Below are 11,372 nucleotides of genomic sequence, written 5' to 3'. Positions count from 1 at the left end.
GATAAAAATTTTTAAGGAAGTAAGTATGGCCATAGAAATCAAAGCGCCCACATTTCCAGAATCAGTTGCTGAAGGAAATATCGCAACTTGGCATAAACAACCAGGTGAAGCAGTATCTCGTGATGAGTTAATTGTTGATATTGAAACTGATAAGGTCGTTCTAGAAGTAGCAGCCCCTGCTGACGGTGTAATCGCAGAAGTGAAAAAAGGCGAAGGCGATATTGTTTTAAGCGATGAAGTTATTGCTATTTTCGAAGAGGGTGCTGCTGGCGCGACTACTGCCCAGCCTTCACCAGTTTCTGACGAAGCGCCTCAACCTACGGAAGGTGCTGTTGCCAGTCCTGCAGCTCGTAAGCTAATGGAAGAGAACGGTATTGAATTAAGCCAAGTTCCTGGAACAGGTAAGAATGGATTAGTAACAAAAGAAGACGTTGTTAACTTCATCAAACAGTCCGACTTGTCCGGGTCTTCTGCTGTGGCTGAAGCCCCGACTCCTACACCGGCTCCTGCTGCTCCAGTGCAGAGCCCAGCGATCTCTGTTCCAATGAATCAAGAAGGACGTTTAGAAAAACGTGTGCCAATGACTCGTCTGAGAGCAAGCATTGCTAAGCGTTTACTGAGTGCTCAACATGATGCCGCTATGTTAACTACGTTTAACGAAGTTAATATGAAGCCAATCATGGATCTTCGTGCTAAATATAAAGATCAATTCGAACAAACTCATGCGACTAAGCTTGGGTTTATGTCTTTCTTCGTTAAGGCTGCGGTTGAATCACTTAAGAAGTTCCCTGAAGTGAACGCGTCTATCGATGGTAATGATATTGTTTATCACGGTTACTATGATGTTGGCGTGGCTGTGTCGAGTGATCGAGGCCTTGTTGTTCCAGTACTTCGTGATTCAGATGGCATGACCCTTGCCGACATTGAAAGTACGATTAAAGAATTCGGTTCAAAGGCTCGCGAAGGTAAGCTGGCTATTGAAGATATGCAAGGTGGCACTTTCACTATCACCAATGGTGGTGTGTTTGGCTCTTTAATGTCTACCCCAATTCTTAACCCACCACAAACTGCTATTCTTGGTATGCATAAAATCCAAGAGCGTCCAATGGCAGTGAACGGACAAGTAGAAATTCTTCCTATGATGTATCTGGCCTTGTCCTACGACCATCGTCTAATTGACGGAAAAGAAGCTGTACAGTTCTTAGTTTCTATTAAAGAATTACTGGAAGAGCCAGCTAAGATTCTTCTAAATCTTTAATCATCGATAATCAAAGTGCCAGCCGGAAGGCTGGCAAATCAAGGGAATTAATAATGTCAGAAAAATTTGACGTAGTCGTAATCGGTGGCGGTCCAGGTGGTTACGTAGCTGCTATTCGTGCAGCACAGCTAGGTTTAAAAACTGCTTGTATCGATAAATATATCAACAAAAATGGAAAGACTGCATTCGGTGGTACATGTTTGAATGTTGGTTGTATTCCGTCAAAAGCACTGTTAGATACTTCTCATAAATTCCATGATGCTAGCGAAGAGTTTGAGACGCACGGCATTGGGATTAAGAAAGTTGATATCGATGTACCTCGCATGATTGAACGTAAAGACGAGGTGGTCGAGAAGCTCACTATTGGCGTTGCCGGTCTTTTCAAAACCAATGGAGTTACACCATTTGAAGGTACGGGTAAGTTACTAGCTGGTAAGACAGTTGAGTTTACTGATCATAATGGTAAGACCAAACAGCTAGAAGCAGAAAACATCATCATCGCAACAGGTTCTGTTCCTGTTGAAATTCCTCCTGCGCCATTAAAAGATGACATCATTGTTGATTCAACCGGTGCCCTAGAATTCCAATCTGTTCCTAAACGCTTAGGTGTTATTGGTGCTGGTGTTATTGGTCTTGAACTTGGAAGCGTATGGAGTCGTTTGGGATCAGAAGTAATCGTTCTTGAGGCTCAAGATGACTTTTTAAGCGTAGTTGATCGTCAAATTGCCCGCGAAGCTCAAAAAGTACTAAGCAAGCAAGGCTTAGATATTCGCACAGGCGCTCGAGTTACAGGTACGGATATTAAACGTAAAACAGTAACTGTCTCTTATACTGATAAAGATGGTGATCAAGAAATTGTTGTCGATAAATTGATCGTAGCTGTTGGTCGTCGTCCATACACCGAAGGACTACTTTCAGTAGACAGTGGCGTGCCTATGGATGAGCGAGGTTTCATCCATGTAAATGATCAATGTGAAACTGATGTACCAGGCGTGTATGCCATTGGCGACGTGGTTCGAGGTCCAATGTTAGCTCACAAAGCATCGGAAGAAGGTGTGATGGTAGCTGAACGCATTGCAGGCCAGAAAGCACAAGTGAACTACGACCTTGTACCATCTGTAATCTATACCCATCCTGAGATTGCCTGGGTAGGTAAAACAGAGGATGAGCTGAAAGCGGCTGGTGAGAAGTATAAGGCAGGCTTTTTCCCATTCAGTGCAAGTGGTCGTGCTTTGGCTGCAAATGATACTGATGGCATGGTGAAGATTATCGCAGATGAAGAAACTGATCGAATCTTAGGTTGTCACATTATCGGACCTAATGCGGCGGATCTTTGTCAGCAAGTCTTGATCGCAATGGAGTTTGGATCGACGGCCGAGGATCTTGGTCTAACCATGTTCCCACACCCAGCGTTATGTGAAGCTGTGCACGAAGCTGCACTTGCAGTTAATGGCCACGCGATTCATAAAGCGAATCGTCGTCGTAAGTAAAATCGTAGATCGTAATTTGACGAGATTGATTTAATAAGGTGACTAGTCTATGAACCTGCATGAATATCAGGGTAAACAACTCTTTAAGCAGTATGGATTACCTGTTTCTGAAGGGTATGCAGTTGATACGCCGGAAGAAGCAGCGGACGCAACAAGGAAGATCGGTGGCAATGAATGGGTCGTTAAGGCCCAAGTTCATGCAGGCGGTCGAGGTAAAGCAGGCGGGGTTAAATTAATTAAATCCGCAGAGGAAGCAAGTGATTTTGCTGCCAAGTGGCTAGGTAAGAACTTGGTTACTTACCAAACAGACGAAAACGGGCAGCCAGTAAGTAAAATTTTGGTTGAAAGTTGCACGGATATTGACCAAGAGCTTTATCTTGGTGCCGTTGTAGATCGCTCAACTCGTCGAATTGTCTTCATGGCCTCAACAGAAGGCGGTGTGGAAATTGAAAAAGTAGCGGAAGAAACACCTGAAAAGATCCTTAAAGCTACTATTGATCCACTTGCAGGACCTCAGCCATATCAAGGACGTGAGCTTGCTTTTAAACTTGGTTTAAAAGGGGATCAAATCAAACAGTTCACCAAGATTTTTGTAGGTCTTGCGACACTGTTTATCGAAAAAGATTTAGCCCTTATTGAGATCAACCCATTGGTTATTAAAACGGATGGAAATTTGCACTGCTTAGACGCCAAGCTTGGCGTTGATAGCAATGCCGTTTATCGCCATAAAGATCTTCAGGAAATGCATGATCCTTCACAGGAAGACGAACGTGAAGCGCACGCAGCTAAGTTTGAACTTAACTACGTTGCTCTTGATGGTTCAATCGGCTGTATGGTTAACGGTGCGGGTCTTGCGATGGGAACTATGGACATTGTTGCTCTTCATGGTGGCTTCCCTGCAAACTTCCTTGACGTAGGCGGCGGTGCAACCAAAGAGCGTGTTGCCGAGGCATTTAAGATCATTTTGTCTGATGACAAAGTGAAAGCGGTACTTGTAAATATCTTTGGTGGTATTGTACGTTGTGACATGATTGCTGAAGGCATTATCGGTGCAGTTGAAGAGGTTGGCGTTGAAGTTCCTGTTGTTGTTCGTCTAGAAGGTAATAATGCTGAACTAGGTTCTAAAAAGCTTGCAGATAGCGGCTTGAACATTATTGCAGCAACCAGCTTAACGGATGCAGCGCAGCAAGCAGTTAAAGCGGCAGGAGGGAACTAAGATGTCAATTTTGATCGATAAAAATACCAAGGTAATCTGCCAGGGCTTTACTGGTGGTCAAGGTACCTTCCATTCTGAGCAAGCCATTGAATATGGCACGCAAATGGTTGGTGGTGTAACACCAGGAAAAGGTGGTCAAACTCATCTTGGTCTTCCAGTATTCAACACGGTGAAAGAGGCTGTCGAGCAAACAGGTGCAGAAGCGTCTGTGATTTATGTACCAGCTCCATTCTGTAAAGATTCTATTCTTGAAGCCGCAAATTCAGGCATCAAGCTGATCGTATGTATCACTGAAGGCATCCCGACACTTGATATGCTAGATGCAAAAGTGAAGTGCGATGAGTTAGGTGTTCGCCTAATCGGTCCAAACTGTCCAGGTGTTATTACTCCAGGAGAGTGCAAAATCGGGATTATGCCAGGCCACATTCACCTGCCAGGTAAAGTAGGAATTGTTTCTCGTTCAGGTACATTAACCTACGAAGCAGTTAAACAAACTACGGATTATGGTTTTGGTCAGTCCACGTGCGTAGGCATTGGTGGTGACCCGATTCCAGGCTCTAACTTTATCGATATTTTGGAAATGTTCCAAAATGACCCTCAGACTGAAGCCATCGTTATGATTGGTGAAATCGGTGGTTCTGCAGAAGAAGAAGCGGCAGCGTTCATCAAAGAGAATGTAACTAAGCCGGTTGTTTCTTACATTGCAGGTGTGACTGCGCCGAAAGGCAAACGTATGGGTCATGCTGGTGCCATCATTTCTGGTGGTAAAGGTACTGCCGATGAGAAATTTGCTGCTTTAGAAGATGCAGGTGTAAAAACTGTTCGCTCTTTGGCTGAAATCGGTAATGCCCTTAAAGAAGTTACCGGCTGGTAATTTCTAAGCCTTATTTGGCTTAGCGGCAGTCACATATTGACTGCCGCAGTCCTTCCTATATGAGTCATTTCCAACCTTCAAAATACCACTCTCCTGAACTTATTATTGATGGGTGTAACTTTTACCCTGCTATTTTCAGAGAGCTAGAATCCGCTCAAGAGTCCATATTGATCGAAAATTATTTGGTTGAAGATGGGGAGCTTTGGGATCAGCTATGTAGGACGCTGATTAAAAGAGCTGATAACAATGTCCTAATCCAGTGTATCTTTGATGCATTTGGTACATTAGGCGTGCACGATGACATTAGCAAGCTCTCTCGTCATCCCAATATAACCATCAAACTATTTAATCCTATTCGTTTACATTTAGGTTCTGAAAATCTTCGAAGAACACACGTAAAACTATTTATTATTGATAATCGTGTTGCATTTACTGGTGGTGCAGGAATAACCGATAGCTTTTATAAGCCAAGCACTAAAAGCTCAGCCTGGTCTGAGGTGATGGTGAAAGTACAAGATCAGGATATCGGGAATATTAGTGATATCTTTCAATGGAAGTTTGATGCGATCGGGAGCAAGTCAAAAGCGCTTGCAACACCGTTTAAGGGCCCGGTTTATATTTTTGAAAAGCGCTTAGAAGGGTGGCTTTATGCCCATCACTTTTCGACTCATTGGATTAAAAGAGCGTTATATAAAAAGTTGGCTTCCGCTCAGAGTCGTATCTGGATCAACAGTGCATACTTTTTTCCAACAAGAAGGACTCTGCGTTTCCTCAAACGTAAGGCAAAAGAGGGTATCGATGTAAGAATTCTTTTACCTGGTGTCACCGATGTTCTTTTAATGAAGTATCTTGCTCGTGGTCGTTATAAGAGGCTTTTGCAGGCAGGCGTGTCTATCCATGAGCTAAATGATCGCTTTCTGCACAGCAAAGTTATTATTGTTGATGACTGGACAACTTTAGGATCCTTCAATCTAGATGTATTTAGCTTTCGCTTTAATCATGAACTTAATTATGCGTCGAAAGATCATGACTTTTTGAAAGATGCGGAAGGATTCTTTTTATCAAAACTCCAGTCTGCCGTTGAGATTAAGCCGGAAGAATGGACAAACCGCGTTCTTATGTCGAAAGTTTTAGAGCGAGGCGCTTATAAGTTAGCGCAACTTTTTATGAAAGTCATAAAGTAAAGAGCTTGTGTGATCGTTAAAAGTCTATAGAATCGCACACACTCAGGAGATATGAATGACTTTTTTTGATCTTATACCTCTGTTTTTCTTCTTTTTCGTATGGATCGGTTATGTTCATACAGCCCAATTTTTAGCCAAAAAAAGAAATGCACTTTCAGGTGCATTACATAATTATCGCTATGATTGGATGCTTAAGGTCATTACTCGTGATAATCGTGTAGCAGATGCAGCTATCGTTTCAAATCTTGAAAGAAACGCAGCGTTCTTCGCTTCAACCTCAATCATTATTTTAGCGGGTTTAATTACTGCATTAGGTGCCGTAAAGGAATTCGAAAACTTCTTGTCAGGTGTTGAAGTCCCGTTTATCTATGATCCTAATTTCTGGCACTTTAAGTTACTCATACTTATTAGCATCTTTGCCTATGCTTTCTTTAAATTCTCTTGGTGTTTAAGACAATACGGGTTTTGCTCTGTGATGGTTGGTGCAGCGCCTATGGCCGACGATCCAAGTGTTTCTGCTGGTAGAAAAGAAGCCTTTGCCAGTTCTGCAGCTAAAGTTATAGATAACGCAGGTAAGCACTTTAACTTGGGATTAAGAGGCTACTATTTTGGAATGGCGTTTTTAACTTGGTTTATTAATACACCTTTGTTCTATTTCATTACTTTGTTGGTAGCTGCAGTTCTTTATTATCGTGAATTTCATTCCAGTACGTTAAAAGCGCTGGTTCGAGGAAGGTCTGAAAAGTAAGTTCAGGCTGTTATTTGTTGTTCTTTTTTTGGATTTAATAATGAGTAATTCTATAGAAGATGTCGTTGATCAGGCACTTACGTCTCGCGCTCAACGTTTCATAGATGAGTTGGCACACTGTGTCGACATTGGTTTGTCTGTATCTAAAGTGGACAAGCAAGGTGGGACCACATTACTTCTTCCATACAATAAAGAGCTTGTAGGGAATAAGGACACAGGAATCATGCATGGTGGCGCGATCACTACGCTCATGGATACTGCTTCTGGAACTTCCGCTATTTGTTCATTAGAAGATTTTGAGATCTGCCCAACTCTGGATTTACGCATTGATTACCTGAAAGCAGCCGAGCCTGGCAAGCCTGTCTATGGATTTGCAGAATGCTATAGGGTTTCTCGCAACGTTGTGTTTACTCGTGGTTCAGCCTATCAGGAAGACCCTGATAATCCTATTGCATATTGTGTCGGCACTTTTATGAGACTAGGTACCGAATTTACGCCTGATTATTTTAGAAAACGTGTTTTAGAGGGAGATTTTCAATGAATTTAAGAGATCTTGTTGCTGAAGCACATAAATCCGGTGATTACAGTGAAGTCATTGCTCAAGTGCCTTATGCCAATAAAATTGGGGTCCAGTGCGAACGCTTTGGTGATGATGTGATTTTCAAATTGCCTGCGAACAAGTTGAATATAGGTAACCCATTATTGCCTGCAATTCATGGTGGCGTGATTGGTGGTTTTATGGAACTCGCTGCATCTATGTACCTAATAATGTTCCAGGATGTGCCGAAATTACCAAAAATCGTCGACTTTTCTATCGATTATTTGAGAGCAGGCTATTATCAGGATACATTTGTTGAATGTGAGTTAACTCGTCAAGGGAAAAGGGTGGCCAATGTATCTATCTATGCTTGGCAAAAAACCAGAAGAGAGCCTATTACAACGGCTCGCGCTCACTTTCTTATACCTGAAAGTTAAATTAAGAAAAAAGCCTCTTATGGATGTGGGGCTTTTTCACACACGGATCGTTATTTAGCATGATTGGCATAGTTTTCTTAATCTCTTTATTACTCTTTTTCACCGCTGTTCTCTGTCAGTGGGCTTTGTCATCCAGGAGTAAAGGGGAAAGTTGGCTATTCAATTGGTTTCCTCCCTACAGTGTGTTTTATGCAGCACAGCACCGTAAAGCACACAAACTTCCTTTCCTTACACTTATTTTTTCTTTATTGGCCACTTTTATTGCCGGTGGAGCTTGGTTCGTTTTCCATGCTTCGACCTCATCTATATCTCAGTCCTCTGTTGAAGCTCCAAAATGGAAGGTGAACAAGAAGGGGAATATTGTTTATATATCTAAAGCGGATGAGCTGGTATCGAGTGAAGAGTGGGTGATTGAACATAAAGATTTAGCTTTGCCTTTCACCGAGGAAGTCAAAGTGCTTGAACATCCCAGTGTAAAACGCATTTATCAGGATACGTCTAGCAAAGAGTTTGTGGTCTCCGAACTTCCGACAAACTCTGTATCATTTTCCAAACAAGGAATGCTACTGGATATTTCCTTAGAGTTTGAGGATGAAAGTATAACGCTGGTTGCCGATACAAGCGGAAGTATGCAACAGCAGTATTCAGTGACTTCGGTAGATGTTGAGCAAGCTTTGAAAGTCGTCTCACCAAGACTACCGCAACACGTGTCATTCAAGGTAGGACCAATACGCGCCATTTCTGAAAAGCAAAGCATCGCAGGCATACAAATTCTACAAAAACAAAAGTTATTGAAAGAGCTTACGGTGACCTTGGATATTCGGAATAATGAAACTGTTCTGAATCATCGTTCTATGATGGTACTGAGAAATTATATTTCTGATTACAGAGACAGAAATAGAGAAACCAAGCACGTGAGCCAGATTCAGCTTGATTCATTTTTTGCCCAAGCCTCGAATTATCATCAAAAGCCAGTTACTGTCGTTAAATTGGATAAGACAGAGCAAAAAGGCTTATTTTTGACGCTGGATAAGAAGGTGCTAAACATCAGACAGCCATTAGGCTCAGGAATGATTGATGTTCAAATTCCACTCAACCTGATTCAAACATTAAAATTTTCGAATTTTGAAATTGAAGTTCAACCCGCCAAACCTGCTGAAATACCACGTACAGCGTTACCAGAAGAAAATGGAACGGTGGCAGACGTCGCTAAAAATGAGAGCCAGCTCGGTCAAACAACGGCAGCACAAGTCAGTCCGAATAAGATGGAACCAACTTCTCAAGCCGATTTAACCCAAAAGACAGAGCAGGAAAAACCAACGTCAAAACCATCAGATGACCCATACCTTAAGTTGGTTAATAAAGACATTGTATTAACCAAGAAAGATGGTCAAAAGCGAGTCGGCAAATTGGTTAAAGTCATCCCTAAAAAATCTCTAACGATTCAGTTATTAAACGGCGGGCTTGAAATTCAGATTCCCCAATCAGAAGTAGAAATCATCGAATTAGCGAAGAAAAAGTAACAAATACTTCTTGAAATCATTTGATTCATCCCCACTTACACATTCAAAGAATCATGTGGCCAAAACCACACATTTGATTAGTTACAAAAGAAGTAAACATAGGGGATACAAATGTCAGTAGAAGCACAAAAAGAGACTTTGGGCTTTCAAACGGAAGTGAAGCAACTTTTGCATTTAATGATTCACTCATTATACAGCAACAAAGAAATCTTCTTACGTGAGCTTATTTCAAATGCTTCAGATGCCGCAGACAAACTTCGTTTTCTAGCCCTTGAAGATGGCGCGTTGTATGAAGACGATGGGGATTTATCTATTCGTCTAGCTACAGACAAAGAAGCAAAAACACTGACAATTACAGATAACGGCATCGGTATGAACCGTCAGGATGTGGTTGACCATCTTGGTACGATCGCTAAGTCAGGCACATCATCTTTCCTACAACAACTAACTGGCGACCAAAAGAAAGATTCTCAGTTGATCGGTCAGTTCGGTGTCGGTTTTTATTCTGCATTTATTGTAGCGTCTAAAGTAGAAGTTCGTACCCGTAAAGCGGGCGAGTCAGCGGAGAACGGTGTTTATTGGAGTTCTGAAGGTGAGGGTGAGTTCACCGTCGAAACCATCAATAAATCTGAGCGTGGTACTGAAATTACGCTACACCTTCGTGACGAGGAAACAGAATTTGCAGACGGTTTCCGAATCCGCAGCCTGGTTAAGAAGTATTCCGACCATATCTCTCTGCCTATTATCATGAAGTCTGAGCCACTTCCTCCTGCGGAAGGCGAAGAGGCTGAAGAACCGAAAGATGAAACACTAAACACAGCTACAGCGCTTTGGACCCGTTCTAAGTCAGACATTTCTGATGAAGAGTATCAAGAGTTCTATAAGCACGTCTCTCATGATTTTGAAGACTCGCTAACTTGGGCCCATAACCGCGTTGAAGGTAAGCTGGATTACACCAGCTTGCTTTATGTACCAACCAATGCACCGTTTGATCTTTGGGACAGAGATACCCCACGCGGCCTTAAGCTGTATGTTCAGCGCGTATTCATCATGGACAAGGCAGATCAGTTCCTACCTATGTATCTGCGTTTCGTTAAGGGTGTTATTGACTCAAACGATCTGTCTTTGAACGTTTCTCGTGAGATCCTTCAGGAAGACCGCGCGGTTACCACCATGAAAACGGGGCTAACTAAGCGCGTATTGGATATGTTGAACAAACTGGCAAATAACGAGCCGGAAAAATACGCGACATTCTGGAAAGCTTTTGGTCAGGTGTTGAAAGAAGGTCCGGGCGAAGACTTTGCCAATAAAGAAAAGATCGCTAATTTACTTCGTTTTGCGACAACGAATGACGACTCTGCTGAGCAAACGCACAGCCTTGAGCAATACATTGAGCGTATGCAGGAAGGTCAGGACAAGATTTACTACGTTGTTGCAGAAAATCACAATACAGCGAAGAACAGTCCTCACCTTGAAGTATTCCGTAAGAAAGGCATCGAAGTATTATTGCTATCTGATCGCGTAGACGAGTGGTTAATGAGCCACCTGAGTGAATTCGACGGTAAGCAATTAGTAGATGTTGCTAAGGGTGAGCTTGATCTAGACTCTCTTGATTCTGAAGAAGACAAGAAAGCCAAAGAAGAAGCAGAGAAAACCTTCGAAAGCTTGATTTCGCAAATGAAAGAAGCGCTGTCTGAAAAAGTTCAGGACGTTCGCGTAACCAATCGTCTTACTGACTCACCAGCGTGTCTTGTGGTTGGGCAATACGACATGGGCTTGCAAATGCGTCGCTTGATGGAAGCCGCAGGCCAACAACTGCCAGACTCCAAGCCGTCTCTTGAGATCAACACGGATCATCCATTGATTCAGCGTTTGAATGATGAGTCGGATGATGCTCGTTTCAATGATATGGCGCAGATTATCTTTGATCAGGCGTCATTGGCTGAAGGTGGTCAACTGGATGATCCTGCAAGCTATGTGGCTCGCATGAACAAGTTGGTCTTGGATTTGATTAAATAATCTGTCCTAGCCTTCAAAAAACCGAGGTTTCCAAAAGGAACTTCGGTTTTTTTATGTCTATGTTCTCCTCAGTACTCTTTGTTCT

At 42.5% G+C, this 11,372-nt stretch carries 10 protein-coding genes; all 10 read left to right on the top strand.

The annotated features are described in order from the left end of the window. The first annotated feature begins 25 nt into the window (after nucleotides 1-25). The 10 genes from odhB to htpG all read left to right on the top strand — a co-directional run bounded on the left by odhB (nucleotide 26) and on the right by htpG (nucleotide 11,287). Nucleotides 26-1,258, top strand: a complete 1,233-nt coding sequence (gene odhB, locus ACFOEK_RS12450; protein WP_386721356.1) for a 2-oxoglutarate dehydrogenase complex dihydrolipoyllysine-residue succinyltransferase — start codon at nucleotides 26-28, stop codon at nucleotides 1,256-1,258. A 53-nt stretch (nucleotides 1,259-1,311) separates the two neighbouring features. After that, nucleotides 1,312-2,748 (top strand): dihydrolipoyl dehydrogenase, encoded by a 1,437-nt coding sequence (lpdA, locus tag ACFOEK_RS12445; protein ID WP_386721353.1) that lies wholly within the window; start codon nucleotides 1,312-1,314, stop codon nucleotides 2,746-2,748. Between the two features lie 49 nt (nucleotides 2,749-2,797). Next, entirely contained in the window at nucleotides 2,798-3,964 is a 1,167-nt protein-coding gene (gene sucC, locus ACFOEK_RS12440) for an ADP-forming succinate--CoA ligase subunit beta (protein WP_386721350.1), read from the top strand. Between the two features lies 1 nt (nucleotide 3,965). Next, nucleotides 3,966-4,838 (top strand): succinate--CoA ligase subunit alpha, encoded by an 873-nt coding sequence (gene sucD, locus ACFOEK_RS12435; protein ID WP_386721348.1) that lies wholly within the window; start codon nucleotides 3,966-3,968, stop codon nucleotides 4,836-4,838. A 59-nt stretch (nucleotides 4,839-4,897) separates the two neighbouring features. After that, the gene (locus tag ACFOEK_RS12430; protein WP_386721345.1) at nucleotides 4,898-6,022 is read left to right on the top strand and encodes a phospholipase D-like domain-containing protein; all 1,125 of its coding nucleotides are present in this window, start codon (nucleotides 4,898-4,900) and stop codon (nucleotides 6,020-6,022) included. Between the two features lie 55 nt (nucleotides 6,023-6,077). Next, the gene (locus ACFOEK_RS12425) at nucleotides 6,078-6,770 is read left to right on the top strand and encodes a DUF599 domain-containing protein (protein ID WP_386721342.1); all 693 of its coding nucleotides are present in this window, start codon (nucleotides 6,078-6,080) and stop codon (nucleotides 6,768-6,770) included. 40 nt (nucleotides 6,771-6,810) lie between these two features. Next, on the top strand, nucleotides 6,811-7,311 hold the full coding sequence (locus ACFOEK_RS12420) for a PaaI family thioesterase (RefSeq protein ID WP_386721339.1): 501 nt from the start codon (nucleotides 6,811-6,813) through the stop codon (nucleotides 7,309-7,311). Further along, nucleotides 7,308-7,745, top strand: coding sequence for a PaaI family thioesterase (locus ACFOEK_RS12415; RefSeq protein WP_386721336.1), 438 nt, complete (start codon nucleotides 7,308-7,310; stop codon nucleotides 7,743-7,745). The genes ACFOEK_RS12420 and ACFOEK_RS12415 overlap by 4 nt, the downstream gene beginning before the upstream one ends. 59 nt (nucleotides 7,746-7,804) lie before the next feature. Further along, nucleotides 7,805-9,268 (top strand): hypothetical protein, encoded by a 1,464-nt coding sequence (locus ACFOEK_RS12410; protein WP_386721334.1) that lies wholly within the window; start codon nucleotides 7,805-7,807, stop codon nucleotides 9,266-9,268. 111 nt (nucleotides 9,269-9,379) lie between these two features. Continuing rightward, nucleotides 9,380-11,287 carry a molecular chaperone HtpG gene (gene htpG, locus ACFOEK_RS12405; RefSeq protein ID WP_386721331.1) on the top strand — a complete coding sequence of 636 codons (1,908 nt, stop codon included), beginning with the start codon at nucleotides 9,380-9,382 and terminating at the stop codon, nucleotides 11,285-11,287. Nucleotides 11,288-11,372: the final 85 nt, after the last annotated feature.

The organism is Litoribrevibacter euphylliae, assembly GCF_042646085.1.
In the GTDB taxonomy this organism is placed as follows: Bacteria; Pseudomonadota; Gammaproteobacteria; order Pseudomonadales; family Litoribrevibacteraceae; genus Litoribrevibacter; species Litoribrevibacter euphylliae.
Note: the sequence above shows the minus strand (reverse complement) of the source record. Positions and strands in the feature narration are given on the sequence as shown.

Excerpts from the sequence above, each read along its gene's own strand:
- ACFOEK_RS12420 (WP_386721339.1), top strand. The coding sequence starts at position 6,811 with ATGAGTAATTCTATAGAAGATGTCGTTGATCAGGCACTTACGTCTCGC.
- ACFOEK_RS12410 (WP_386721334.1), top strand. The coding sequence starts at position 7,805 with ATGATTGGCATAGTTTTCTTAATCTCTTTATTACTCTTTTTCACCGCT.
- odhB (WP_386721356.1), top strand. The coding sequence starts at position 26 with ATGGCCATAGAAATCAAAGCGCCCACATTTCCAGAATCAGTTGCTGAA.
- ACFOEK_RS12415 (WP_386721336.1), top strand. The coding sequence starts at position 7,308 with ATGAATTTAAGAGATCTTGTTGCTGAAGCACATAAATCCGGTGATTAC.
- sucC (WP_386721350.1), top strand. The coding sequence starts at position 2,798 with ATGAACCTGCATGAATATCAGGGTAAACAACTCTTTAAGCAGTATGGA.
- lpdA (WP_386721353.1), top strand. The coding sequence starts at position 1,312 with ATGTCAGAAAAATTTGACGTAGTCGTAATCGGTGGCGGTCCAGGTGGT.
- sucD (WP_386721348.1), top strand. The coding sequence starts at position 3,966 with ATGTCAATTTTGATCGATAAAAATACCAAGGTAATCTGCCAGGGCTTT.
- htpG (WP_386721331.1), top strand. The coding sequence starts at position 9,380 with ATGTCAGTAGAAGCACAAAAAGAGACTTTGGGCTTTCAAACGGAAGTG.
- ACFOEK_RS12425 (WP_386721342.1), top strand. The coding sequence starts at position 6,078 with ATGACTTTTTTTGATCTTATACCTCTGTTTTTCTTCTTTTTCGTATGG.
- ACFOEK_RS12430 (WP_386721345.1), top strand. The coding sequence starts at position 4,898 with ATGAGTCATTTCCAACCTTCAAAATACCACTCTCCTGAACTTATTATT.